This is a genomic window from Pseudomonas sp. IT-P253 (assembly GCF_949768125.1).
Classification (GTDB): Bacteria; Pseudomonadota; Gammaproteobacteria; order Pseudomonadales; family Pseudomonadaceae; genus Aquipseudomonas.
Genome location: NZ_CATKPT010000012.1, coordinates 32,603 through 56,435 on the forward strand (window position 1 = coordinate 32,603; position 23,833 = coordinate 56,435).

A 23,833-nucleotide genomic window follows, 5' to 3' on the forward strand; every position below is an offset into this window, starting at 1 on the left:
CCCAATGAACGTTACCCTGAAAACCCTGCCCCCGGCCCGTGTCGCTTACCTGCGCTACACCGGCCCCTACGGCCCGGAAATCGGCACTTTCTGGCGCGAAACCATCGCCCCGTGGATGATCGAAAACAACCTGCTCAACCGCGTACGCTACGGCATCGGCCACGACGACCCGAGCACCACGCCGCCGCAATACTGCCGCTACGACGCCTGCGTCGAAGTGCCCGCCGACTTCGAACCCAACTACCCATTCGCCGTCACCCACCTGCCTGGCGGGCGTTACGCTGTCGCCCACTTCAAAGGCCCGGTCCGTGACATCCCTGCGGCGTGGGGTGAGTTTTGCGAAAAGTGGATGCCTGAAAGCGGATTGGCCTACGACCAGCGTCCGGGTTTCGAGCGTTATCCGGTGGAAGCGGTCTACGACCAGAAGTCCGATGTGATGGAAATGGAGATGTGCATCGCAGTGAAAGGTTGATAACCCCTTCGCCCAAACCACAAAAAACCCTGTGGGAGCGAGCTTGCTCGCGAAAGCTGTCCAACATTCAACATTGATATCGAATGATAGACCGCGAACAGGCTCGCTCCTACAAGGTTCCGTATTGTTCTGTAGACCGCCCCCTCCACCGTCACTCAAATTTTGGGGTCAATTCGCTGAACTTTCCCCTGTTCTCAACCCTCAACCGGTTAACCCGCCTTAACTGGAAATGAGGCCCACCCCCATGAAAACCCTGCTAAAAATCATCCTGGCCGCCACTCTCGCCTGCGCCCTCCCCGTCTGGGCCTGCACGCTTGAGGAAGCCACGGCCAAGCGCGAACAATTGGCCAAGGAAGTGGCCACGCTCACAGAGCAGAATCCAAAGAAGGCCAAGGAGATCAACGACGAGTTGCAGAAAATGGATTTGGCTACGGCCAGTGCGGATTTGCCGGACAAGTGCCAGCTGATCGATCAGCGCATGAAGGAGTTGGAGACGGCGGATAAAAAGGCCGAGGGTTAATAGCAGATCAAAAGATCGTCCGAACGCGGCCCGAGCCTTCGCCAGCGCCTACAGGCGCTGCCGCAGCCTGCGATCTCTTGACATAAAAAAACCGGACATTGGTCCGGTTTTTTTATGGGTCGCGACGCAGCTTTATTCAGCGGCCGGCGCTTCCGGCTTGCGGCGCTTGAGCGGCGCCATGCCGTCCTTGCTGACCAGCGACAGAGCGTCGGTCTTCGGACGGTTGGCGATTTTGCGCTTGGTCGGGGCCTTGGCGCCGGTTTTCTTCTTGTCGCCTTTGGCGTCGACCTTTTTCTTCTTCACGCCAACGGCTTTGCCCGAGGCCTTGACCTTTTTCGGTCCGCCGTAAGTGCCTTTGACTTCCTTGATGGTACGGCGCTCGAAGCTCTGCTTGAGGTAGCGCTCGACGCTCGACATCAGGTTCCAGTCGCCGTGGCAGATCAGCGAGATGGCCAGGCCATCGTTACCGGCACGGCCGGTGCGACCGATGCGGTGAACGTATTCGTCGCCGCTGCGCGGCATGTCGAAGTTGATCACCAGGTCCAGGCCTTCCACGTCGAGGCCGCGAGCGGCGACGTCGGTGGCGACCAGGATCTTCACGCCGCCCTGCTTCAGGCGATCGATCGCCAGTTTGCGGTCTTTCTGGTCTTTGTCACCGTGCAGGACGAACGCCTTGTAGTCCTGCGCCACCAGGCGGCCGTAGATGCGGTCGGCCATGGCCCGGGTGTTGGTGAACACGATGGCTTTCTGATAGGTCTCGTTGGCCAGCAGCCAGTTCACAATTTGTTCTTTGTGCTGGTTGTGGTCAGCGGTGATGATTTGCTGACGGGTGGTTGCGTTCAGGTCGCTGACGTTGTTGAGCTGCAGGTGCTCTGGATCGTTCAGCACCTTGGCAACCATCTCGCGCAGGCCCGAACCGCCGGTGGTGGCGGAGAACAGCATGGTCTGCTGGCGATTGGTGCACTCTTCGACCAGACGCTGGACGTCTTCGGCAAAGCCCATGTCGAGCATGCGATCCGCTTCGTCGAGGACCAGCACTTCAACTTCTTTCAAGTCGAGGTTGCCGGCGTTCAGTTGCTCGATCATCCGGCCCGGCGTACCGATCAGGATGTCTGGCACCTTGCGCAGCATGGCGGCCTGGACCTTGAAGTCTTCACCGCCGGTGATCAGGCCGGACTTGATGAACGTGAACTGGGCGAAGCGTTCGACTTCCTTGATGGTCTGCTGGGCCAGCTCGCGGGTCGGCAGCAGAATCAGGGTCTTGATGCTGACGCGGACTTTTGCCGGGCCGATCAGACGGTTGAGGATCGGCAAAACGAAGGCGGCGGTTTTGCCGCTACCGGTTTGCGCTGTCACCCGCAGGTCACGCCCTTGGAGCGCCAGCGGAATAGCCGCTGCTTGCACTGGCGTTGGCTCGACAAATTTAAGCTCGGCCACGGCTTTGAGCAGGCGTTCGTGCAGGGCGAATTGGGAAAACACGGGTGCTACCTCGAAGAAATACAAAAAAACAGCTGCATAGGGTACCGGTTTCGGGCGCTCAGGCCGAGTTTCTTTATGCAATCGGCAATAAACAGTCGCTTTTTTGTTGCCTGATTTGTCCTCGAACGTAATACAAAGCGTCTTAAATGCTCTAATCGCCCTGTCGCGTCCTATAGAAGAATCGTTTCCGCCCATGGATATCAAACAGCTCTGGCTCAACACCCAAGACCTTTGGGGTGCCCTCGATCAGCATCCGCTCCTGCATTCCAGCCTGGCGCTGGTGGTGTTGCTGGTGATTGCCCTGTTCCTCGGACGAGTGGCGCGCTACCTCACGCTTCACGCAACCAAAATGCTCGGCCGCCAGCCGGCGCTGCACTGGGTCAACGATTTGCGCCACAACAAGGTCTTTCATCGGCTGGCGCAGATGACACCGTCCCTGGTGATCCAGTTCGGCCTGCACCTGGTGCCGGAGTTGAGTAAAACCAGCCTGATCTTTCTCGGCAATGTCGCGCTGGCGTTCACCATTCTGTTCCTGGTGCTGGCAATCAGCGCCCTGCTCAACGCCCTGCTGGACATCTATGCGCGTACCGAGCACGCCCGCACCCGTTCGATCAAAGGCTATGTGCAATTGACGAAGATGGTCTTGTACGTGTTTGGCGCGATCATCATTGTCGCCACGTTGATCGACCGTTCGCCGCTGTTGCTGCTGTCAGGTCTGGGTGCGATGTCGGCGGTGATTCTGTTGGTCTACAAGGACACGTTGTTGTCATTCGTCGCCAGTGTGCAGCTGACCAGCAACGACATGCTGCGGGTCGGCGACTGGATCGAGATGCCGCAAGTCGGCGCCGACGGCGACGTGGTGGACATCACGCTGCACACGGTGAAGGTGCAGAATTTCGATAAAACAATCGTTTCGATTCCAACCTGGCGTCTGATGTCCGAGTCGTTCAAAAACTGGCGCGGCATGCAACAGTCCGGCGGGCGGCGGATCAAGCGCAGCCTGTTCATCGATGCCAGCGGCGTGCGGTTCATCCGCGATGAGGAGGAGCAGAAGCTGTCCCAGGTTCACCTGCTGACCGATTACATCAGCCGCAAGCAGGCCGAACTCAAGGCCTGGAACGCAGCCCAGGGCAACGTCGCGGCAATGTCGGCCAATCGACGGCGGATGACCAACATCGGGACCTTCCGCGCGTATGCGTTGGCGTACTTGAAGAGTCACCCGGAGATTCAGCCAAACATGACCTGCATGGTTCGACAGATGCAGACCACCGCCCAGGGGATTCCGCTGGAGATCTACTGCTTCACCCGCACCACGGCGTGGACCGATTACGAGCGGATTCAGGGGGATATTTTCGATTACCTGCTGGCAGTGATGCCGGAGTTTGGATTGAGTGTTTATCAACAGCCGAGTGGCGGGGATCTAAGGGCCGGGCTCTTGCCGGCCATGCTCGGTGCGAATCATATCCCCGCGCCCGAAAAACACCTGATGTAACACCCATCTCCCTCGTAGGAGCGAGGCTTGCCCGCGAAAGCGGTGTGTCAGCAACACACATATCGACTGACACTCCCTCTTCGCGGGCAAGCCTCGCTCCTACGAAGTGCGGATTGCGGCAGGCCTGATACCCAACCGGCTGATCCACACCGCCATCAAAATCACCGATCCCCCCAGGAACAACCGCCCCAGCTCTTCATGCTGATTCCAGATCAGCAAGTTGATCAACAAACCCACCGGTACATGCAGGTTGTTCATCACCGCCAGCGTCCCGCCGTTCACCAGGCAGGCGCCTTTGTTCCACCAGTACAGCCCCAATGCGGTCGAGACCAGGCCCAGAAACACCAGCACGCCCCATTGCAGCGGCGCTTCAGGCAGGTAGTTTTGTTTGCCGAACAGCAAAAACGCTGGCAATGCCACCGCCAATGCGCCGAGGTAGAAATAGCCGAAGCGCCGGTAATGCGGCAGATCGCTCGGGTGGCGCGCCACCAAATGCTTGTAAAGCACCTGCCCGGCGGCGTAGGTGAAGTTGGCCAGTTGCAGCAACAGGAAACCCATGAAGAAGTCCGGGTTGATCCGGTCGTAGCGAATCACCGCCGCGCCCGCGATCGCTACCAGTGCCGCGATCAATGCCCATGGATTGAAGCGGCGATTCAGCGCGTCCTCGATCAGCGTCACATGCAGCGGTGTGAGGATGGTGAACAGCAACACTTCCGGCACTGTCAGCACCCGAAAGCTCAGGTACAGGCAGACATAGGTCACGCCAAACTGCAACGCACCGATCAACAACATGCCGCGCATGAACACCGGTTCGACCTGGCGCCAGCGCGTCAGCGGAATAAACACCAGCCCCGCCAGCACCACCCGCACCAGCACCGCGAAGTAACTGTCGACATGACCGGCCAGGTATTCACCGATCAGGCTGAAGGAAAACGCCTGAATCAGCGTGACAAAAAGTAGATAGCCCATGCTCGCCTCGTTTCGATTGGCGGCGACGATAGCGGTTTTTGCCCGATATCGCGAACGTCAGCCACCACACAATCCCCTGTGTAGGAGCGAGCTGGCTCGCGATGGAGGGTCAGCATTGTGTCGACTGACACACCATCGCGAGCCAGCTCGCTCCTACACAGAGGGGTTGTGTTCGGTCATTAAATAAATTGCAGGCAAAAAAAAGCCCGATCTCGCCAATGCGTTCAATCGGGCTACAGCACTCAGAAGCAACAAGTGCAAAGGGAGGTTCATGCGCGTAAAGCTTTAAAGGGGATGCGCCAGGTCACTAGACCATCCAGCGATTATCTGGCGATTAACGGCTCAGGCCACCAGGGAAAGCTTGGCATTGGCCTGGTTCAAGCCCTTCTCCTGGAAGTCACCGCCCAGGTTCATGCCCTCGGCATGAATGAAAGTCACGTCGTGAATCCCGATGAAGCCCATGACCTGACGCAGGTAGGGTTCCTGATGATCCGCAGTACTTCCGGCGTAGATCCCGCCGCGAGCCGTCAGCACGTAAGCGCGCTTGCCGCTGAGCAAACCTTGAGGACCGGTGTCGGTGTATTTGAACGTCACGCCGGCCCGCAGCACATGGTCGAGCCAGGCCTTGAGGGTGCTCGGGATGGCGAAGTTGTACATTGGCGCGGCCATGACCAGCACGTCGGCGGCCAGCAGCTCATCGGTCAACTGATTGGAGCGTTCCAGGGAAGTCTGTTCGATGTCGTTACGCTGTTCGGCAGGTTTCATCCAGCCGCCCAACAAGTTGATGTCCAGGTGCGGGACCGGGTTGACGGCCAGGTCACGAACGGTGATTTGGTCGTTCGGGTGAGCGGCTTTCCATTGATTGATAAAGGTCTGGGTCAGTTGACGGGAAACCGAGTCTTGCTGACGGGCGCTGCTTTCGATGATCAGAACGCGTGACATGGGATGTAGGCTCCATCTGAGAATGCTGTAGGTCGATGGAGTGAAGGTTAAACAGAGTCATATCGATGAAAAAGCGCAAATAACTGCTATAAACCATCAATAAATTCGTTTATAAGCGGAGCATACTCTGTGGGAGCGAGCCTGCTCGCGATAGCGGTGTGTCAGTCAATATCAATGTTGCATGTGACACCGCTTTCGCGAGCAGGCTCGCTCCCACAGGATCTCCCACAGGGTTTGATGCTATTTCGGGGTGCAGGTCAGGTCGATGCGCATTTTAATGATGCTGCGGGTGAACTTGGCGGAGGCATAGGTGTGTTTGCCCGCGAGCACTTCGATTTTACGGGTGCGCGGCGCCTCCGGGCCATTGTTGAACACCACCTTGCAGACTGCATCGGTGTGGCCGAAGTTGTTCACCTGAATGGAGGCCATGTCGTTGTCGGTGGCAGATGCATTGTAGTCGATGCTCAACCCGTTCAGCTGCTTTTGCACGTCGATCGAATAAGCAAACGCCGTCAGCGGCAACATCGCCAACAACACACAACAGATTTTTTTCATTCGGCAGACTCCAATAAGGGCTGCCAGCTTAGGACAAGAGGAGCTGTTCATGAAAGCGCCCCGCGTGACCCTTGATCAATGGCGAACGCTTCAGGCCGTGGTCGACCACGGCGGCTTCGCCCAGGCCGCCGAAGCGCTGCACCGCTCACAGTCGTCAGTGAGCTACACCGTGGCGCGCATGCAGGACCAACTGGGTGTGCCGCTGTTGCGCATCGACGGCCGCAAAGCGGTGCTGACCGAAGCGGGCGGCGTACTGCTGCGCCGCTCCCGGCAACTGGTGAAGCAGGCCAGTCAGCTGGAAGACCTGGCCCATCACATGGAACAAGGTTGGGAGGCGGAAGTGCGGTTGGTGGTCGATGCCGCTTACCCGAGCGCCCGCCTCGTCCGAGCCTTGACCGCGTTCATGCCGCAAAGCCGTGGTTGTCGTGTGCGACTGCGCGAAGAAGTGTTATCGGGTGTAGAAGAAGTATTGCTCGAAGGCGTGGCCGACCTGGCCATCACCGGCTTCAGCATTCCCGGTTACCTTGGGGCGGAATTGAGCGACGTAGAGTTTGTGGCCGTCGCCCACCCCGAACATCCCTTGCATCGTCTGAACCGCGAACTTAACTTCCAGGATCTGGAATCCCAGATGCAAGTGGTGATCCGCGACTCTGGCCGACAGCAGCCACGGGATGTCGGCTGGCTCGGCGCCGAGCAACGCTGGACCGTCGGCAGTCTGGCCACCGCCGCGACATTTGTCAGCAGCGGGCTGGGTTTTGCCTGGTTGCCTCGGCACATGATCGAGCGGGAACTCAAGGAAGGCACGCTCAAGCTGCTACCGTTGGATCAGGGTGGCAGTCGCAACCCAAGCTTTTATCTGTATTCGAACAAGGACAAACCGCTGGGTCCGGCAACGCAGATTCTCATCGACCTGCTGCGCACGTTCGACACCGCGCCGCTGGATGTGCCTTTCGCCGCCCCTGAACAAGCCTGACATGGAGTGATTGCATGGCCTATTTCGAACACGAAGGTTGCAACCTGCACTACGAGGAATATGGCCACGGTACGCCGTTGCTGTTGGTCCACGGTTTGGGCTCGAGCACTTTGGACTGGGAAAAACAGATCCCGGCCCTGGCCATGCACCACCGAGTGATCGTCCCGGACGTGCGCGGCCATGGCCGCTCCGATAAACCCCGTGAGCGCTACAGCATCGCCGGGTTCAGTGCCGACCTGATCGCCCTGATAGAACACCTGAACCTCGGCCCGACGCATTATGTGGGCCTGTCGATGGGTGGCATGATCGGCTTTCAACTAGCGGTTGATCAGCCTCAATTGCTCAAAAGCCTGTGCATCGTCAACAGCGCGCCCGAGGTCAAGCTGCGAAGCCGCGACGATTATTGGCAGTGGTTCAAACGCTGGAGCCTGATGCGCGCGCTCAGTCTGGGCACCATCGGCAAGGCCTTGGGCAGCAAGCTGTTCCCCAAGCCGGAACAGGCTGATTTACGCCAAAAAATGGCCGAGCGCTGGGCAAAAAACGACAAACATGCTTATCTCGCCAGCTTCGATGCGATCGTGGGTTGGGGCGTTCAGGAACGACTGTCGAAGGTCACCTGTCCAACCCTCATCGTCAGCGCCGACCACGACTACACCCCGGTCTCGCTGAAAGAGACCTATGTAAAATTGCTGCCCGATGCGCGGCTGGTGGTCATCGCCGATTCACGCCATGCCACCCCGCTGGATCAACCCGAACGCTTCAACCAAACCCTGCTCGAGTTTCTTACCGCAGTCGACACCACCACACCCAGGATCACTGACCCATGTTGAAAAAAATCGCCCTCGTCGCTGGCTCCGTTCTGTTTGCCGCCAACCTGATGGCTGCAACGCCTGCCAAGGCGCCGCACGTTTTGCTGGACACCACCAACGGCCAGATCGAAATCGAACTGGACCCGGTCAAGGCACCAAAAAGTACCGAGAACTTCCTCAAGTACGTGGACAGCGGCTTCTATAACAACACGATTTTCCACCGTGTGATTCCAGGTTTCATGATCCAGGGTGGCGGCTTCACTCAACAAATGCAGCAAAAGCCGACAGAAGCGTCGATCAAGAACGAGCACAACAACGGCCTGAAAAACGTCCGTGGCACGTTGTCCATGGCCCGTACCTCCGATCCTGATTCGGCCACCAGCCAGTTCTTCGTCAACGTCAAAGACAACGACTTCCTCGACAACGGCGACGGTTACGCCGTGTTCGGTAAAGTCGTCAAAGGCATGGACGTCGTGGACATTATCGTCAACTCGCCAACCACCACCCGCGGCGGCATGAAAGATGTGCCGGCCGACCCTGTGTACATCAAGTCGGCCAAGCGCATCGACTAAGCTACACAGGACGTCTTGAGCGGCTGCCGGAGTGCGCCGCTCGTACTGTTCAAAGGAGAGCCCGTGTGCGGGCGGAGAACTGATGCTTTATCGCCGTTTTGAAAAACTGATCGACATTTTTCGCGATGCACCGACGGCGGCTCCTCCGGATCGGGTTCTCCCTTTTTATACCTATTACTTGAAGCAGGTCTGGCCGAGTTTCGTCGCCCTGCTGATCGTCGGCCTGTTCGGCGCGCTGATCGAAGTGGCGTTGTTCAGCTACCTGAGCCGCATCATCGATCTCGCCCAAGGCACACCCAACGTCAATTTTTTCCAGGAACACGGCATCGAACTGGCCTGGATGGCCGTGGTTGCGCTGATTCTGCGCCCGGTGTTCGTTGGCTTGCATGACCTGCTGGTACACCAGACCCTGAGCCCCGGCATGACCAGCATGATCCGCTGGCAAAACCACAGTTACGTGCTCAAGCAGAGCCTGAATTTCTTCCAGAACGACTTCGCCGGGCGCATCGCCCAACGGATCATGCAGACCGGCAACTCACTGCGCGATTCGGCCGTGCAAGCGGTGGACGCGCTGTGGCATGTGCTGATCTATGCGATCAGTTCGCTGGTGCTGTTCGCCGAAGCCGACTGGCGCCTGATGATCCCGCTGCTGTCCTGGATCGCCGCCTACATCGGCGCGCTCTGCTACTTCGTGCCGCGGGTCAAGGAACGCTCGGTGGTATCGTCCGATGCGCGCTCCAAACTCATGGGCCGGATTGTCGACGGCTACACCAACATCACCACCTTGAAGCTGTTCGCCCACACCAATTTTGAACAGCAATACGCCAGGGAAGCCATCGAAGAGCAGACCGAAAAAGCCCAACTGGCCGGCCGCGTGGTCACCAGCATGGACGTGGTCATCACCAGCATGAACGGCTTGCTGATCGTCGGCACCACCGGCCTTGCCCTGTGGCTGTGGACACAGTCACTGATCTCGGTGGGGGCCATTGCCCTGGCCACTGGCCTGGTGATCCGCATCGTCAACATGTCCGGCTGGATCATGTGGGTCGTCAACGGCATCTTCGAAAACATCGGCATGGTTCAGGATGGATTGCAGACCATTGCCCAACCGGTCAGCGTCACCGACCGCGATCAGGCCAAACCGCTGAGCGTGGCCCGTGGCGAAGTGCGTTTCGAGCACGTGGATTTCCACTATGGCAAGAAGAGCGGAATCATTGGCGGCCTCAACCTGACGATCAAACCCGGCGAGAAAATCGGCCTGATCGGGCCCTCCGGTGCAGGCAAGTCGACCCTGGTCAACCTGCTGCTGCGCCTCTACGACGTGGAAGGTGGGCGCATCCTCATCGACGGCCAGAACATCGCCGAGGTCGGTCAGGAAAGCCTGCGCGAGCGCATCGGCATGATCACCCAGGACACGTCGCTGCTACACCGTTCGATCCGCGACAATTTGCTGTACGGCAAACCCGACGCCACCGACGCCGAACTCTGGGAAGCGGTGCACAAGGCCCGTGCCGACGAGTTCATCCCGTTGCTGTCGGACGCGGAAGGTCGTACCGGTTTTGACGCCCATGTGGGTGAGCGCGGGGTGAAACTCTCCGGGGGCCAGCGTCAGCGGATTGCCATCGCCCGAGTGCTGCTCAAGGACGCGCCGATCCTGATCATGGACGAGGCCACCTCGGCGCTGGATTCGGAAGTCGAAGCGGCGATCCAGGAAAGCCTGGAAACCCTGATGCAGGGCAAAACCGTGATCGCCATCGCCCACCGGCTTTCGACTATCGCCCGGATGGACCGGTTGGTGGTGCTGGAAAACGGCAAGATCGCCGAAACCGGCAGCCATGCTGAACTGCTGGCCCATGGCGGGTTGTATGCGCGGTTGTGGCAACACCAGACGGGCGGGTTTGTCGGCATCGACTAATACGCCCCACCCCTTCAAGTCTAAACATACAAGCGAGCCTGCTCGCAAAGACGGTGGCTCAGATACAACAATATCGACTGACACACCGCCTTCGCGAGCAGGCTCGCTCCCACAAAGACCTGGAAAACTGCCAGAGGCCGTCAACCATGGGCTCTGGCGGTTTTTTGTGCTCACTGGAAATACCTAAAAACCCTGCTGTACTCAGCCCAGGTTCTGGAGATGGGCCTGTCGTAAGTCTGCAGGATGCATAACTTGATGATAGGAAGCCTATCAAGGACGCTCTCATGTCTCTGTTCAAACGTTCGGTCACTGAGTTGTTAGGTACGTTCTGGCTGGTGTTGGGGGGATGCGGCAGTGCGGTGCTGGCCGCATCGTCTCCGCTGGGAATCGGGGTGCTTGGCGTGGCCCTGGCGTTTGGCCTGACGGTGCTGACCATGGCATTCGCCATTGGCCATATCTCCGGCTGCCATCTGAACCCTGCGGTATCGGTCGGTTTGTTCGTAGGCGGTCGGTTCCCGGCCAAGGAATTGCCTGCCTACATCATCGCCCAGGTGATTGGCGGGATTATCGCCGCCGCATTGCTCTACTACATCGCCAGCGGCAAGGAAGGCTTCGACCTCTCTGCCGGCCTCGCCTCCAACGGCTATGGCGAACACTCTCCCGGCAAGTACTCGATGGCCGCAGGTTTTGTCTGTGAACTGGTGATGACAGCGATGTTCGTGCTGATCATCCTCGGTGCCACCGACAAGCGCGCCCCCGCCGGGTTGGCACCGATTGCCATCGGTCTGGCACTTACGCTGATTCACCTGATCTCGATTCCGGTCACCAACACCTCGGTCAATCCGGCTCGCAGTACCGGCCCGGCACTGATTGTCGGCGGTTGGGCTATCGCGCAATTGTGGATGTTCTGGGTCGCACCGCTGCTCGGTGCGGTGGTCGGCGGCGTGACGTATCGGTGGCTGGGCAAGGAGAGCAACTGACACGCTGGGTGACGTGTGGGTCTGGATTGCCGGCAAAACAAATCAGCCCCTCACGTTCGCCGATGCTTTTATAAGTGCCCCTTTTCAATATTTACTGCAGCGCCCGCACAAACAGATACAACCCCGCCCTTACTCCTTCATGGAAAGCAGTTACTCTTCCCGAGCAACAACGCAACCCGGAACACCCAGAAAAAACAATCACACAAACAACTAAACCAACCAGCAAAGGATTGCTGTATGAACCCTCTAAAATTACTCGCAACAGTTACTTTCCTCGGACTCTGTGTTTTTCAAGTCAATGCCAATGCAATGGACCTGAAAGAACATATAAAAATCGAATCGGCGAAAATTTATTACGAGTACAACTGCACGATCGACGATACGGAAGAAAGTATCCCCAGCAAATTGAGAGACCCAAAAGAAGTCGCGCAAGAACTCACCGAGTTGCTGGCCGCGTCAACACCAGTGACCTGTACAAGACCAAAATATGAATATGCCTGCTTCTTTCCAGGAAACAAAGACATCCCGCTCTCCCGCAATGTGTCTTACCCCTATTGGTCGAATGAACCCACGCTGGAAGGATTCAAAAACTCAGAGTTGGGTAAAAAGCTTCATAACTGTCAGGCACCGTGGTGGTAATTACTAACCCATAGATTTCTCATAAAAAAGGCCCTTCAGTGAAGGGCCTTTTTAATGAATATAGTTTTCAAGACTGTCGATAGGGCAATGCGGCACTTGCTTGCTCGGCGTAAGCCAAAACACCGGCTCGCTCCTCTTCAAGGAATGCCTTGACTGCCGCCTTCAACCCCGAATGGCGCAAGTAATGCCAGGAATGCGTGATCACAGGTTCAAACCCGCGAATCAACTTGTGCTCACCTTGAGCACCGGCATCGAAACGCTGAAAGCCATGGGCAATCGCGTAGTCCATGCCCTGGTAAAAGCAGGTCTCGAAATGGAGACGGTCGAACTCCGCCAGGCATCCCCAGTAACGACCATAAAAACTGTCGCCCCCCACCAGGCTGAACGCCATCGCGACCGGGCGTGAGCCTTGTTTGGCCAACACCACGCGAATCGATTCCGGCATGCGCTCGGCCAACAGACTGAAAAACGCCCGCGTCAGGTACGGCGCTTGCCGACGCACCGCGTAGGTATTGGCGTAGCAGGCATAGACAAAGTCCCACTGTGCCTCGGTCAATTGCCGACCTTCGAGCCATTCGAAATCAATGCCCTGCCCCGCCACTTGCTCGCGCTCCTTGCGCATCTGCTTGCGCTTGCGCGAACTGAGCACGTCGAGGAAGTCCTGAAAGTCCCGATACCCGCGGTTCTGCCAGTGGTACTGGCAGCCGATTCGCTGTAACCAACCCGGCTGTCCGGCTAATGCAGCATCGGTAAACGGATCGGTGAAGTTGATGTGGGCGCTGGAGAGTTCTTCAATTTCAAGGTAGCCCGGCAGGCTCTTCAGTAACTCGAAGCCGTCTTCGACAGTAGCCGCCAACAACCGTGGCCCGCTGACCGGGCTGAACGGCACGGCAGTTAAAAGCTTGGGGTAATAGTCGATGCCGGCACGCTCGCAGGCATCGGCCCACGCATGATCGAACACGTACTCGCCGTAGGAATGCCATTTACGGTAACTGGGCAGCGCGGCGATGAGCCGATCACCTTCAATATGCAGCAAGTGCTCGGGTTGCCAGCCGGAATGAGGGCCGAGGCTGCCACTGTCTTCCAAGGCACTGAGAAAGGCATGCCTTAGAAACGGCTGACTCTCGGGCACGAGGGCGTCCCACGTCTGAGGCGCGATTTCGGACAGACTTTCCAGACGTTGCAACGGCATCAACTACCTCTCCACTTCTTTGCGTCTAAGCCCCGCGAGTATCGCTTATCGGGGCGCAATCCACACCCGTGATTCGCCGAAAAGCCCGGAATAGAACGGTCACTCGCGCTTCATAACGTCATCGAGACGCCATTACTTTGCCACTGCTTTGTCATAAACCGTCGCGATACTTGCGCCTGTTTTTAGAGCGTCGGGTTCTACCCGGCCACTGCTTTCCGTCCGGCAACGGTCGGTTGTGTCCTGGATGGCCAAGTCATCCCTTTTCATCTCCGGAGATTGATATGCGTCTTGCTTCCACAAAAACTGCGACAGCCCTGTGTGGCGGGCTGTTGCTGGCCATGAGTGTTCCGGCCAGCGCCGCAGTCGACGCCAAACTGCTCGACATGCTTAAGGCTAACGGCTCGATTACCAACGCTCAGTACAGCGAACTGCAAGCCGACTTGGCCAAGGATCAGAAAGACCAGCAGATCGCCCGTCAGGCTCAACAAGAGACCAACGAGCAGATCGCGGCGACGGCGAAGAAAACCAATGAACTGAGCACCTTCGACCAGAAACTGGCGTGGGCGGCCAAGACCCAGTTCAAGGGTGACGTTCGTTTCCGTCAGGAATCGGTCCAAAACGATGACGTTCCAAACAATAAAGACCAGAATCGTCAGCGTATTCGCGCCCGTCTGGGTGCCTACAGCGAAATCAACCCGCAAGTCGACACCGGTATTCGTATTGCCACTGGCAGCAACGACGACGCTCGCTCCACCAACCAGGACCTGAACAACTACTTCGACAAGAAGGCGATCTGGCTGGACCAGGGTTACATCGACTACCACCCCGACGCGATCAAGAACCTGCACGTGATCGGCGGCAAAATGAATCAGCCATGGGTGAGCATGGGCGACATCATCTGGGATAGCGACGTCAACCCGGAAGGTCTGGCACTGACGTACAAATACCCGGTGGGCGGCAGTACCGAACTGTTCGGTAGCGCCGGTTACTACACCCTCAAGGACAACGTCGACGGCGAGGGTGTGGAGTTCAAACACGACCTGCGCCTGTACGCTGGCCAGTTGGGTGGGCGCTTCGCCATTACTGACAATCTGAAAATGACCCTGGGCGGCAGTATCTACGCCTACGACAACGCAGACAACAGTGCTTGCCCTGGCACCGGCACCGTCACCGCGCCCTGCGCACTGGCCGTCAACGGCAACAGCCCGGGAGAAGAGTTCAAACTGTACGAAGGCTTTGGTCAGCTGGATATCGGCGGCCTGCCAATGCCACTTTCGCTGTACGGTCAGTACGTCAACAACACCGAAGCCAGCAACAATCAGGATGTTGGCTGGCTAGCTGGTGTGAAGTCCAAGTTCTACGGTTTCAACGTGGACTACAACTACCGCGACGTGCAGCGTAACGCCGTGGTCGGCGCCTTCACCGACTCCGACTTCGCCAACGGCTTTACCGGTTCACGCGGCAGCAAGTTGAAAGTGAGCTACGAGTTGGACAAAAACTTCAACCTCGGCGCGACGTACTTCATGGCTACATCTGACCAAACCAACGCCAACATCAACAAGAAAGACTCCGACATCAACACCCTGCAACTGGATGCCGAAGCGAAGTTCTGATTCCCGCTACACGGCTCGGGCAAGGACGCCTGAGCTGCTTGTGATGGTCGTCAACGATAACGCTGCAAACCCGACACCCCACAGCACTCTCAGGTTTATCGCGAGCAAGCTCGCTCCTACAGTTTGCGCAGAATCACGCTACCAATCGAGTAACCGGCACCGAACGAGCTGAGTACCCCCAGCGAACCGGCCGCCAGATCATCCTGATTCTTGTGAAACGCAATCACCGAACCGGCAGAGCTGGTATTGGCGTAAGTGTCGAGAATCACGGGCGCCTCTGCTTCAGTGGCTTCGCGACCCAGCAGTTTCTTGACGATCAAGTGGTTCATGCTGAGGTTGGCCTGGTGCAGCCAAAAACGCTTCACATCGTTGATGTTCAGCTTGTTCTCCTCCAAGTGTGTAGCAATCAGCTCAGCCACCATCGGGCACACATCGCGGAACACCTTGCGGCCTTCCTGCACGAACAGTTTGTCCCTGGCACCGATGCCCTCCTCCGCTGCGCGGTTGAGGAAACCGAAGTTGTTGCGGATGTTGTTGGAGAACTTGGTCAAAAGCTTGGTGCTGACCACTTCGAACTGGTGCTTGGACGTTGCAAGGTCTGCGCGCTCGATGATCACCGCTGTGGCGGCGTCACCGAAGATGAAGTGGCTATCGCGATCGCGAAAGTTCAGGTGACCGGTGCAGACTTCCGGGTTAACCATCAGGATCGCCCGGGCCTGGCCCAGCTGCACGCTGTTGGTGGCGGCCTGAATACCGAAGGTCGCCGAGGAGCACGCGACGTTCATATCGAACCCGAAACCCTGGATACCCAACGCTTCCTGAACTTCGATGGCGATGGCCGGGTAGGCCCGTTGCAGGTTGGAGCAGGCGACAATCACGCCGTCGATGTCAGCGGCGGTTTTGCCAGCGCGCTGCAAGGCTTGTTCGGCGGCGCCGATGGCCATTTGACAGAGCACAGACCATTCGTCATTCGAGCGCTCTGGCAAGCGTGGTGCCATGCGATTCGGATCAAGGATGCCGTCCTTGTCCATGACAAAGCGACTCTTGATGCCGGACGCTTTTTCGATAAACGCTACGCTGGATTCGGTCAAGGCATCGACTTCGCCACGGGCGATGGCGTCGGCATTGTCGGCGTTGAACTGCACGACGTAAGCATTGAAAGACTGCACCAGCTCTTCATTGGAGATGCTGTTGGCCGGGGTGTACAGGCCGGTGCCGCTGATGACGACGTTATGCATGGTCGTTTCTCTAATCTGTTCAGGCAGAAAATATTGGCACCGTCGTACCAATACACAAAAAGTCTGTTCCCGTCCCGGGAAGCAAACCTGGCATCGTTTTATTCCACTCCGCTAATACCGGTGAAGGCTTGAAACAGCGGGGCCGGCGTTTATAGGCGCGAAGTTTGCCATAAACGCTGGGGTTTGGCCCCATTTGCGAGATAAAACGGCGCAACACAATTACTGTAGGAGCTGCGAAGGCTGCGATCTTTTGATCTTTATTTGTCGCGACGCCAGAAGATCAAAAGATCGCAGCCTTCGGCAGCTCCTACAGTGGATCGCAGTGATCATAGTGTGGATTCAGGGCTCGACCTGGCTCCATTGCTTGTTCAGGCGTTTGTCGGAAATCGGTACCTTGGTCCCCAGTTGCTGAGCGAACAGCGAAACCCGATATTCTTCCAGCCACCAGCGATACAGTTCCAGCTGCGGATCGCGTTTGCCTTCCTGGACGTGCTTGTTGGCGCGGGTCTGGTATTGAGCCCAGAGGCCGGACAATTCGCCGCTCCAGACCCGATCCCTCTGCACCTGAGCGCCGATTTTTTCGAAGCGCTGCTCGACCGCTTTCAGGTAGCGCGGCAATTCCTTGAGCCATTGCATCGGAGTTTCACGGACAAAGCCCGGGTAAACCAGATGACTGAGCTGCTGTTTGATGTCGTTCAGGGCCACGGCTTGCGCCAGATCGATCTTGCCCTTGAAGCGCTTTTGCAGGCCGTGCCAGAGCTTGAGGATTTCCAGCGTCAGCTTCGCCAAACGCTCGGCGTGCTCGGTCCACGCACCGCGCTTGCGCTCGGCCAGCGCCGCGAGTCCTGCGCCGTCACGCGGCAATGGGTCTTCGCCGTCGAGAATGCAGCTGTCGAGGCTGGCCAGCAGAATGTCTTCGACCAGGCTGTCGATGCGCCCCATGTCGCGGTACATCAGGCCCAACTCGGTCAGCCCCGGCAACTTGCCACGTAGAAATTTCGCAGGCTCCGCCAGCTGCTGCATCAGCAAACGCTGCAAGGCGCGGCGATGCTGGAACTCGGCTTCGGCCGGCGTCGAGAAACGCCCTTCCTTCACGGTTCCGGCTTCTTCCACCAGCGCCGGATAGACCGTCATCGACAGCCCGGCAATTTTCTGTTGAGTCTTTTGCGCCACCGCGGCGAACACTTTAGCCTCGACCGGTTGCTGGCTTTTCGCGGTGTGCGGCACGGCCAATGCCGCCTGGCTCGCTTCGGCAAAACGAGCGGTCAGTTCTGCCAGATCCCGCCCTTCGCCCAGGAACATGCCTTGGCCGTCGACGATTTCGAGGTTCATTCGCAGATGATTTTCGACCTGTTGCGCGGCTTCGGCCCAGGCCTCATCGCTGACCCGTGCCCCCGTCATACGCAGCAGTTCTCGGCCCAACGCCTGAGGCAGCGAGCCCTCAGCGAAGGTCATGCGCTGCAATGCGGCTTTGACGAAGTCCGGCACCGGCACGAAATTCTTGCGCAGCGCCTTGGGCAGGTTACGAACCAGCGCAATGCACTTGGCCTCGATCACGCCCGGCACCAGCCATTCCAGACGCTCCGGCGGCAGCATCGGCAACAGCGGTGCCGGCACGCGCAGGGTCACACCGTCGCGCGGATGGTTCGGCTCAAAGTGATAACTCAGTGCCAGCTCCAGATCGCCAATGTGCAAGCTGTCCGGGTAATGCAGGGCCGTGACTTCGCTCGCCTCGCGGGCCAGCACGTCTTCCTCGCGCATGATCAGCAACTGCGGATCTTTCTGGTTGTTGACGCGATACCAGCTGTCAAACGTCGCGGTCTGGTGGATCTCCGCCGGCAGTCGCGCGTCGTAGAAGGCGAACAGGGTTTCTTCGTCGGCCAGAATGTCACGACGGCGGGCCTTGGCTTCCAGTTCGTCAAGCTGTTCCAGCAGTTGCGCATTGGCCGTCAGACACTTGGCCCTGGATTGAATTTCGCCGCGCACCAAGCCTTCACGAATGAACAGCTCACGGGACGTGACAGGGTCGATTGGACCGTAATGCACCGGCCGGCGACCGACCACGATCAACCCGAACAAGGTGATCTGCTCGAACGCCACGACCTGCCCGCGCTTCTTCTCCCAATGCGGTTCGAAGTGGTTTTTCTTGATCAGGTGCCCGGCCAGCGGTTCGATCCAGTCGGCATCGATCTTGGCGACCATCCGCGCGTAAAGCTTGGTGGTTTCCACCAGCTCGGCGGTCATCAGCCATTGCGGACGTTTCTTGCCCAGACCGGATGAGGGATGAATCCAGAAGCGCCGCTGGCGGGCACCGAGGTAATCGCCCTCATCGGTTTTCTGACCGATCTGACTGAGCAGACCTGAAAGCACGGCTTTGTGCAGTTTCGGATAATCCGCTGGTTCTTTGTTGATGCTCAACTGCATGTCGCGGCAGATCAGGCTCAACTGACGGTGCGAGTCGCGCCATTCGCGCAGGCGCAGGTAATTCAGGAAATTTTTGCGGCACCAGTTACGCAACGGACTCGCCGTCAGCGCCTGGCGTTGTTCTTCAAAACCACGCCACAGATTGACCAACCCGGCGAAGTCCGAATCCACGTCTTTCCATTGTGCGTGGGCCTGATCCGCTGCTTGCTGACGCTCCGGCGGACGCTCGCGCGGGTCTTGAATCGACATGGCGCTGGCGACGATCAACACCTCTTGCAAGCTGCCGAGTTTCGCCGCTTCGAGCAGCATGCGGCCCATGCGCGGGTCCACCGGCAGCCGCGCCAACTGGCGGCCAAGCGGGGTCAGCTGACTGTTGCGATCCACTGCCGAGAGTTCTTGCAGCAGGTTGAAACCGTCACTGATGGCTTTGCCATCCGGCGGCTCGATAAACGGGAAGTCGGTGATCTCGCCAAGGCGCAGGTGCAGCATCTGCAGGATCACGGCGGCGAGGTTGGTCCGCAGGATTTCCGGGTCGGTAAACTCCGGGCGCCCAATGAAATCTTCTTCGCTGTAGAGGCGAATGCAAATGCCCGGCTCGACCCGGCCGCATCGGCCTTTACGCTGGTTGGCGCTGGCCTGGGAAATGGCTTCGATGGGCAGGCGCTGGACCTTGGCACGGTAGCTGTAGCGGCTGATGCGCGCGGTGCCACTGTCGATCACGTAACGAATGCCCGGCACGGTCAACGAGGTTTCGGCGACGTTGGTTGCCAGAACGACGCGGCGGCCCGGGTGCGACTGGAAAATCCGCTGCTGCTCGGCCGGCGAAAGCCGCGCGTACAACGGCAGGATTTCGGTGTGCTTGAGCTGGGCCTTGCGCAGCATGTCGGCGGCATCGCGAATCTCGCGCTCGCCGGGCAGGAACACCAGCACGTCACCGGGGCTCTTGCGCTCGCTACGCTCGAACGCGGCGATTTCGTCGAGCGTGGCGAGAATCGCCTGATCCACGGTCAAGTCGTCCTCGACGCGGTTGCCCTCTTCGTCCTGTTCCAGCGTCAGCGGGCGATACCAGGTGTCTACTGGAAAGGTGCGACCTGACACCTCGACAATCGGCGCATCGTCGAAGTGCTTGGAGAAGCGCTCCAGGTCGATGGTCGCCGAAGTGATGATGACTTTCAGGTCCGGACGACGGGGCAGCAGGGTTTTCAGGTAACCAAGCAAAAAGTCGATGTTGAGGCTGCGTTCGTGGGCTTCGTCGACGATGATCGTGTCGTAGCGTTCCAGGTAACGGTCATTCTGGGTTTCCGCCAGCAGGATGCCGTCGGTCATCAGTTTGATCAGGGTATTGGAATCGCTCTGGTCCTCGAACCGTACCTGATAACCAACCAGCGCACCCAACGGCGTCGCCAGTTCTTCGGCAACACGACTGGCGACGCTGCGGGCGGCGATTCGGCGCGGCTGGGTGTGACCGATCAGGCCATGTTGGCCGCGACCGATTTCCAGGCAGATTTTCGGCAACTGGGTGGTTTTACCCGAACCGGTTTCGCCGGCAATGATCAGCACCTGATGCTTGAGCAGTGCCTCTTTGATTTCGTCGCGTTTGGCGGCGATCGGCAGGCTGTCGTCGTAACGAATCACCGGCAGGCTGGCCCGTCGCGCCAACACCTGATCACAAGACGCCTGCGTACGCGTCACCCACTGCGCCAGCTTGGCTTCGTCAGGTTTCTTGCGCAGCTCAAGCAACTGCCGCCGCAGCCGGTGGCGGTCGGCGAGCATGGCGTGATCAAGGTTTTTCAGCAGTTTGTCGATGGAAGGCGATTCGTCAGTCATCAGGTACGCAATAAGTTGTCTAGTGGCGCAAGGAACGGATTGTCGCAGATTTAAAGGACAAACGAGATCCCTGTAAGCCGGCGTTCGGCTCAGTAGCAGCTGTCGAGGCCCTGTGGGAGCGAGCTTGCTCGCGATAGCGGTTTAACATTCAACAATGATGTTGGCTGGGATTCCGTCATCGCGAGCAAGCTCGCTCCCACAGGGGCTCAGGCGCAGCCTCGCTGGGGCTCGACAGCTGCTACATAGATCCAATCCGGTTATTCGTTATCCCGGCCTTTGCGGCGGTAGGGGAACACGTCAATCACCTTCCCCGCCTGAATCGCGGCTTGCAGGCTTTTCCAGTAATCAGCGTTGTACAACTCGCCATGCAGTTGATCGAACAACTTGCGCTGCCCCGAATCGGCAAACAAAAACGGCGGAAACTCCTCGGGAAACACATCCAGTGGCCCAATCGAATACCAGGGTTCGGACGCCATCTCGTCTTCCGGCGTACGCGGCTGCGGGATATGCCTGAAGTTGGCCTCCGTCAGGAAGCAAATCTCGTCGTAATCATAAAACACCACCCGACCGTGGCGCGTTACGCCGAAGTTCTTCAGCAGCATGTCGCCCGGAAAGATATTCGCCGCCGCCAGTTGCTTGATCGCCAGACCGTAATCCTCCAGCGCCTCGCGCACCTGTGCTTCGTTGGCGTTTTCCAGGTAAAGATTCAACGGCGTCATCCGCCGCTCGGTCCAGCAGTGGCGGATCAGTACAGTGTCGCCCTCCACAGACACCGTGGACGCGGCCACTTGCAGCAGTTCTTCCAGGCACGCCGGATCGAATTTGCTCAACGGGAAACGGAAATCGGCGAATTCCTGGGTATCGGCCATGCGCCCGACCCGGTCGACGCTTTTCACCAAACGGTACTTTTCGATCACCGTCGCACGGTCGACGTTTTTCGACGGTGAAAAACGGTCCTTGATGATTTTGAATACGGTGTTGAACCCCGGCAGGGTAAACACGCTCATCACCATGCCGCGTACGCCGGGCGCCATGATGAACTGGTCATCGGTGTTGGCCAGGTGGTTGATCAGTGCCCGGTAGAACTCGGACTTGCCGTGTTTGTAGAAACCGATCGAGGTGTACAACTCAGCGATGTGCTTGCCCGGCAGGATGCGCTTGAGGAAGCCGATGAACTCCGCCGGCACCGGCACATCCACCATGAAATACGAACGGGTGAACGAGAAGATGATCGACACGTCCGCTTCATCGGTGATCAGTGCATCGATCTGAATCCCACGCCCTTCGCGGTGCAGCAGCGGAATCACCAGCGGCCATTGCTCATCCTGCGTGTAAATGCGCCCGACCAGGTAGGCGCCCTTGTTGCGGTAGAGCACCGAGGAAAACAGTTCGACGCTCAAATGCGGGTCCTTGCAGACCCAGTCCGGCAGGTTCTCGCGCAATTGTGCTTCGAGGCGGCGCAGGTCGCCGGCCAGGTCAGCGTAATCCTCGCTGAAGCGGTAGTCGGCAAAAATGCTCGAGAGCATGCCGGACAACTGACCTTGAGGTTTGTAGACGCGGGTTTGTGCGGCGCGGGCCCGACGCAGGCTTGGCCGGGTGGTGTGGATGAACATGCAGCCGTCGCTGATCAGGTCATGGCTGAACAGCCCGCAGAAGATCGAGTTGTACCAGGTCTCGGACAGTTCATCGTCGAAACGCAGGTCGATCAAGGTGATGTAAGCGCTTTTGACCAGTGGCCAGCAGCCGACGTCCAGCGTGTCGGCGTCAAACGCAGTGCGCAACCGCTCCACCGTTTCGCCGACTTTTTCTTCATACAGATTGATCCGCGCTGCCGATGCCGATTGCGTCTCCTGCCACTTGGCCTGTTCGAATCGGGCTCGGGCACCGTCGGTGATCTGACGGAAATGCTCGCGGTAATCGTCAAAGCCATCGAGGATCATTCGGGCGATGTCGGCGGCTGGCCATTGCTGCGGCATGGTGAGACCTCTGCGGGAATTCGGAAGGGCTGAGCTTAGCCAGTGAACCGGGTGCAGGAGAAGCGTAATTTTTACGCCGATGCTGCATCAATGCCACGAACTCACCGTCAGGGTTTTCATCCTCATATTAAATGCCCGTTTTTCGGTTGCCAGACACTTGGCTCTCGGCAACACTCTCGCCCCCATCAAGGAAGGAGTGCGTCGTGAGCCCCGTCGATATTTTTCGTTTGCTGTCGCTGGCGGCCATTTGGGGCGCGAGCTTCTTGTTCATGCGCATCATTGCCCCAGTGATCGGCACCGTTCCGACGGCGTTTTTCCGTGTATCGATTGCCGCAACCGGGTTGTTGGTGATCCTCGGATTGATGCGTATCAGCTGGGACTTCAAAGGCAAACTCAAGACAGTGATGCTGCTCGGGGTGATTAACTCCGGGATTCCGGCGACCCTTTATTCGGTCGCCGCGCAAGTACTGCCGGCCGGTTACTCGGCCATTTTCAATGCCACCACGCCATTGATGGGCGTGTTGATCGGCGGCCTGTTCTTCAGTGAAAGACTCACCGCCACCAAGCTTGGCGGCGTATTCCTCGGGCTGTTCGGCGTCGGCATCCTGACCCGTGCCGGCCCGGTGGCATTCGACATGGAACTGCTGATGGGCGCCCTCGCCTGCCTGCTCGCCACGACCTGCTACGGTTTCGCCGGATTCCTCGCCCGCCGCTGGCTCGATCAGGCCGGCGGTCTCGACAGTCGTCTATCGGCACTGGGCAGTATGCTCGGCGCGACGCTGTTTCTGTTGCCGCTGTTCGGTTACAGCGTGCTCAGCCAGCCACCGGCGAGCTGGGGCGGCTGGAGTGTCTGGCTGTCGTTGCTGGGGCTGGGTCTGGGCTGCACGGCGTTTGCGTACATCATTTACTTCCGTTTGCTCACCTCCATCGGGCCGGTGAAGTCGATGACCGTGACGTTCATGATTCCGCCGTTCGGGGTGTTGTGGGGGGCAATGTTGCTGGATGAGCCGCTGTCGATGGCGCACATTTATGGCGGGGTGTTGATTGCGGCGGCGTTGTGGCTGGTATTGAAGCCGGCGGTGTTGAAGTCTGTTGAGGTCGCTACCAGATAGTTTTGTGGTGACGCCTGCTCGCGAAAGCGGTGGTTCGATCAGCACAAACTACAATGCCGCTTCACTCGTTTCGCATCCCCCCATCGCACACGCTGGCCAACTAAAAAAGCCCGGAGCACCGCTCCAGGCCTTTT

At 58.4% G+C, this 23,833-nt stretch carries 18 protein-coding genes and 1 pseudogene; 11 read left to right on the forward strand and 8 right to left on the reverse strand.

What is annotated here, in order from left to right; all coding sequences use genetic code 11:
* Positions 1 to 4: 4 nt before the first annotated feature.
* The gene (locus tag ACM6IR_RS08675) at positions 5 to 472 is read left to right on the forward strand and encodes an AraC family transcriptional regulator (protein ID WP_414907329.1); all 468 of its coding nucleotides are present in this window, start codon (positions 5 to 7) and stop codon (positions 470 to 472) included.
* Between the two features lie 244 nt (positions 473 to 716).
* On the forward strand, positions 717 to 992 hold the full coding sequence (locus ACM6IR_RS08680) for a hypothetical protein (protein ID WP_414907330.1): 276 nt from the start codon (positions 717 to 719) through the stop codon (positions 990 to 992).
* A 132-nt stretch (positions 993 to 1,124) separates the two neighbouring features.
* Here ACM6IR_RS08680 and ACM6IR_RS08685 read toward each other — a convergent pair whose 3' ends face one another.
* On the reverse strand, positions 1,125 to 2,471 hold the full coding sequence (locus ACM6IR_RS08685; RefSeq protein ID WP_414907331.1) for a DEAD/DEAH box helicase: 1,347 nt from the start codon (positions 2,469 to 2,471) through the stop codon (positions 1,125 to 1,127).
* Positions 2,472 to 2,664: 193 nt separating this feature from the next.
* On the opposite strand from ACM6IR_RS08685, the gene ACM6IR_RS08690 reads away from it, so the two are divergent.
* Entirely contained in the window at positions 2,665 to 3,963 is a 1,299-nt protein-coding gene (locus ACM6IR_RS08690; protein WP_414907332.1) for a mechanosensitive ion channel family protein, read from the forward strand.
* A gap of 99 nt (positions 3,964 to 4,062) precedes the next feature.
* Here the strand turns inward: ACM6IR_RS08690 and ACM6IR_RS08695 are convergent, their stop codons facing one another.
* The 3 genes from ACM6IR_RS08695 to ACM6IR_RS08705 all read right to left on the reverse strand — a co-directional run bounded on the left by ACM6IR_RS08695 (position 4,063) and on the right by ACM6IR_RS08705 (position 6,429).
* On the reverse strand, positions 4,063 to 4,932 hold the full coding sequence (locus ACM6IR_RS08695; RefSeq protein WP_414907333.1) for a carboxylate/amino acid/amine transporter: 870 nt from the start codon (positions 4,930 to 4,932) through the stop codon (positions 4,063 to 4,065).
* A gap of 342 nt (positions 4,933 to 5,274) precedes the next feature.
* Entirely contained in the window at positions 5,275 to 5,874 is a 600-nt protein-coding gene (locus ACM6IR_RS08700) for an FMN-dependent NADH-azoreductase (RefSeq protein ID WP_414907334.1), read from the reverse strand.
* 240 nt (positions 5,875 to 6,114) lie between these two features.
* Positions 6,115 to 6,429 carry a 3-phosphoglycerate kinase gene (locus ACM6IR_RS08705; RefSeq protein ID WP_414907335.1) on the reverse strand — a complete coding sequence of 105 codons (315 nt, stop codon included), beginning with the start codon at positions 6,427 to 6,429 and terminating at the stop codon, positions 6,115 to 6,117.
* Between the two features lie 49 nt (positions 6,430 to 6,478).
* On the opposite strand from ACM6IR_RS08705, the gene ACM6IR_RS08710 reads away from it, so the two are divergent.
* The 6 genes and pseudogenes from ACM6IR_RS08710 (at position 6,479) to ACM6IR_RS08735 (ending at position 12,317) form a co-directional block, all read left to right on the forward strand.
* A complete protein-coding gene (locus ACM6IR_RS08710; RefSeq protein WP_414907336.1) occupies positions 6,479 to 7,402 on the forward strand; it encodes a LysR family transcriptional regulator in 924 nt (307 codons plus the stop codon).
* 14 nt (positions 7,403 to 7,416) lie between these two features.
* Positions 7,417 to 8,222, forward strand: a pseudogene (locus ACM6IR_RS08715) (alpha/beta fold hydrolase).
* A 3-nt stretch (positions 8,223 to 8,225) separates the two neighbouring features.
* Complete coding sequence (locus ACM6IR_RS08720) at positions 8,226 to 8,783, forward strand: peptidylprolyl isomerase (protein WP_414907337.1); 558 nt, start codon at positions 8,226 to 8,228, stop codon at positions 8,781 to 8,783.
* An 82-nt stretch (positions 8,784 to 8,865) separates the two neighbouring features.
* Positions 8,866 to 10,698, forward strand: a complete 1,833-nt coding sequence (locus ACM6IR_RS08725) for an ABC transporter ATP-binding protein (RefSeq protein WP_414907338.1) — start codon at positions 8,866 to 8,868, stop codon at positions 10,696 to 10,698.
* 284 nt (positions 10,699 to 10,982) lie between these two features.
* Entirely contained in the window at positions 10,983 to 11,678 is a 696-nt protein-coding gene (gene aqpZ, locus ACM6IR_RS08730; RefSeq protein WP_414907339.1) for an aquaporin Z, read from the forward strand.
* Between the two features lie 237 nt (positions 11,679 to 11,915).
* On the forward strand, positions 11,916 to 12,317 hold the full coding sequence (locus tag ACM6IR_RS08735) for a hypothetical protein (protein WP_414907340.1): 402 nt from the start codon (positions 11,916 to 11,918) through the stop codon (positions 12,315 to 12,317).
* Between the two features lie 67 nt (positions 12,318 to 12,384).
* On the opposite strand, the gene ACM6IR_RS08740 is transcribed toward ACM6IR_RS08735, so the two are convergent.
* Complete coding sequence (locus ACM6IR_RS08740) at positions 12,385 to 13,509, reverse strand: GNAT family N-acetyltransferase (protein ID WP_414907341.1); 1,125 nt, start codon at positions 13,507 to 13,509, stop codon at positions 12,385 to 12,387.
* Between the two features lie 281 nt (positions 13,510 to 13,790).
* Here ACM6IR_RS08740 and ACM6IR_RS08745 point away from each other — a divergent pair, with 281 nt between their 5' ends.
* Entirely contained in the window at positions 13,791 to 15,122 is a 1,332-nt protein-coding gene (locus ACM6IR_RS08745) for a putative porin (protein WP_414907342.1), read from the forward strand.
* Positions 15,123 to 15,238: 116 nt separating this feature from the next.
* Here the strand turns inward: ACM6IR_RS08745 and ACM6IR_RS08750 are convergent, their stop codons facing one another.
* From ACM6IR_RS08750 to aceK, 3 genes are all read right to left on the reverse strand, one after another.
* A complete protein-coding gene (locus ACM6IR_RS08750) occupies positions 15,239 to 16,360 on the reverse strand; it encodes a beta-ketoacyl-ACP synthase III (protein ID WP_414907343.1) in 1,122 nt (373 codons plus the stop codon).
* 339 nt (positions 16,361 to 16,699) lie between these two features.
* Entirely contained in the window at positions 16,700 to 20,611 is a 3,912-nt protein-coding gene (gene hrpA, locus ACM6IR_RS08755) for an ATP-dependent RNA helicase HrpA (protein WP_414907344.1), read from the reverse strand.
* 257 nt (positions 20,612 to 20,868) lie between these two features.
* Positions 20,869 to 22,587 (reverse strand): bifunctional isocitrate dehydrogenase kinase/phosphatase, encoded by a 1,719-nt coding sequence (gene aceK / locus ACM6IR_RS08760; RefSeq protein ID WP_414907345.1) that lies wholly within the window; start codon positions 22,585 to 22,587, stop codon positions 20,869 to 20,871.
* 203 nt (positions 22,588 to 22,790) lie between these two features.
* Here aceK and ACM6IR_RS08765 point away from each other — a divergent pair, with 203 nt between their 5' ends.
* On the forward strand, positions 22,791 to 23,699 hold the full coding sequence (locus tag ACM6IR_RS08765) for a DMT family transporter (protein ID WP_414907346.1): 909 nt from the start codon (positions 22,791 to 22,793) through the stop codon (positions 23,697 to 23,699).
* Positions 23,700 to 23,833: the final 134 nt, after the last annotated feature.

Excerpts from the sequence above, each read along its gene's own strand:
- ACM6IR_RS08675 (WP_414907329.1), top strand. The coding sequence starts at position 5 with ATGAACGTTACCCTGAAAACCCTGCCCCCGGCCCGTGTCGCTTACCTG.
- ACM6IR_RS08680 (WP_414907330.1), top strand. The coding sequence starts at position 717 with ATGAAAACCCTGCTAAAAATCATCCTGGCCGCCACTCTCGCCTGCGCC.
- ACM6IR_RS08690 (WP_414907332.1), top strand. The coding sequence starts at position 2,665 with ATGGATATCAAACAGCTCTGGCTCAACACCCAAGACCTTTGGGGTGCC.
- ACM6IR_RS08695 (WP_414907333.1), bottom strand. The coding sequence starts at position 4,932 with ATGGGCTATCTACTTTTTGTCACGCTGATTCAGGCGTTTTCCTTCAGC.
- ACM6IR_RS08700 (WP_414907334.1), bottom strand. The coding sequence starts at position 5,874 with ATGTCACGCGTTCTGATCATCGAAAGCAGCGCCCGTCAGCAAGACTCG.
- ACM6IR_RS08705 (WP_414907335.1), bottom strand. The coding sequence starts at position 6,429 with ATGAAAAAAATCTGTTGTGTGTTGTTGGCGATGTTGCCGCTGACGGCG.
- ACM6IR_RS08710 (WP_414907336.1), top strand. The coding sequence starts at position 6,479 with ATGAAAGCGCCCCGCGTGACCCTTGATCAATGGCGAACGCTTCAGGCC.
- ACM6IR_RS08720 (WP_414907337.1), top strand. The coding sequence starts at position 8,226 with ATGTTGAAAAAAATCGCCCTCGTCGCTGGCTCCGTTCTGTTTGCCGCC.
- ACM6IR_RS08725 (WP_414907338.1), top strand. The coding sequence starts at position 8,866 with ATGCTTTATCGCCGTTTTGAAAAACTGATCGACATTTTTCGCGATGCA.
- aqpZ (WP_414907339.1), top strand. The coding sequence starts at position 10,983 with ATGTCTCTGTTCAAACGTTCGGTCACTGAGTTGTTAGGTACGTTCTGG.
- ACM6IR_RS08735 (WP_414907340.1), top strand. The coding sequence starts at position 11,916 with ATGAACCCTCTAAAATTACTCGCAACAGTTACTTTCCTCGGACTCTGT.
- ACM6IR_RS08740 (WP_414907341.1), bottom strand. The coding sequence starts at position 13,509 with ATGCCGTTGCAACGTCTGGAAAGTCTGTCCGAAATCGCGCCTCAGACG.
- ACM6IR_RS08745 (WP_414907342.1), top strand. The coding sequence starts at position 13,791 with ATGCGTCTTGCTTCCACAAAAACTGCGACAGCCCTGTGTGGCGGGCTG.
- ACM6IR_RS08750 (WP_414907343.1), bottom strand. The coding sequence starts at position 16,360 with ATGCATAACGTCGTCATCAGCGGCACCGGCCTGTACACCCCGGCCAAC.
- hrpA (WP_414907344.1), bottom strand. The coding sequence starts at position 20,611 with ATGACTGACGAATCGCCTTCCATCGACAAACTGCTGAAAAACCTTGAT.
- aceK (WP_414907345.1), bottom strand. The coding sequence starts at position 22,587 with ATGCCGCAGCAATGGCCAGCCGCCGACATCGCCCGAATGATCCTCGAT.